Origin of the sequence: Novosphingobium sp. (assembly GCF_049240505.1) — a bacterium.
Lineage (GTDB): Bacteria > Pseudomonadota > Alphaproteobacteria > Sphingomonadales > Sphingomonadaceae > Novosphingobium.
In genome coordinates, this window is record NZ_JBMLSM010000208.1 from 1 (window position 1) to 1,031 (window position 1,031).

General features: G+C 62.6%; 2 protein-coding genes. Both read right to left on the reverse strand.

The features are described from left to right. Positions 1 to 764 (reverse strand): nitrite/sulfite reductase (locus ACOVQ0_RS17105; RefSeq protein WP_421887216.1); only part of this gene is annotated, 764 nt, incomplete at its 3' end. A 1-nt stretch (position 765) separates the two neighbouring features. Further along, the coding region (locus ACOVQ0_RS17110; RefSeq protein WP_421887219.1) for a DUF2849 domain-containing protein at positions 766 to 1,031 on the reverse strand (266 nt) is incomplete at its 5' end.

A 1,031-nucleotide genomic window follows, 5' to 3' on the forward strand; every position in this document is an offset into this window, starting at 1 on the left:
ACGAGGATCTTGATGCGCGCCTTGTACTTGTTGTCGCGGCGGCCATAGCGGTTGTACACGCGCAGGCACGCCTCGGCATAGGACACCATCTGCAAGGGCGACACGAAATCGCCGATCACCGGGGCGATCATTGGCGTGCGGCCCATGCCGCCACCAACGTAGAACCGGCAGCCCACTTCGCCCGCGTCGTTCTTCACCAGCTGGATGCCGATATCGTGCAGCTTCATCGCCGCGCGATCAGTTTCCGAACCGATGATCGCGATCTTGAACTTGCGCGGCAGGTAATCGAACTCCGGGTGGAAGGTCGACCACTGGCGCAGCAGTTCGGCATAGGGGCGCGGATCGACCAGTTCGTCGGCCGCAGCGCCTGCAAACTGGTCCGCCGTGGTGTTGCGGATGCAGTTGCCGCTGGTCTGGATCGCGTGCATCTCCACCGATGCAAGATCGGCCAGAATGTCGGGCGCATCTTCCAGCTTGATCCAGTTGTACTGGATATTCTGGCGCGTGGTGAAGTGGCCGTATCCACGGTCATACTTGTCCGCGATATCACCCAGCATCCGCATCTGGCCGCTGTTCAGCGTGCCATAGGGCACCGCCACGCGCAGCATGTAGGCGTGAAGCTGCAGGTAAAGGCCGTTCTTCAAACGCAGTGGCTTGAACTGGTCCTCGGTGATGTCCCCCGCAAGGCGGCGCTCCACCTGATCGCGGAATTCGGCCACGCGGGCATCGACCATCGCCTGGTCATAGCTGTCGTACTGATACATCTCAGATCACCCAGTTCCCTGCCGCAGGATCGGCAGGCTTGAGGGAAAGGTCGAGGCGGACCGTCGGGCCAAGCGCCCGGATGCGGTCCTTGATGTGCGCGGGGCGCACGCCTTCGTCGGTCACGGTCGCCTCGATCACTTGCGTGTCGGTGACGATCTGCTTGGCGTTTTCGCGCGCGATGATCGCCTCGGCATGTTCGCCTGCTTCCACGGCATCGTTGACATGGCGCGACCAGCCTTCGCCGGTCCACCAGATCACGTCGCCGG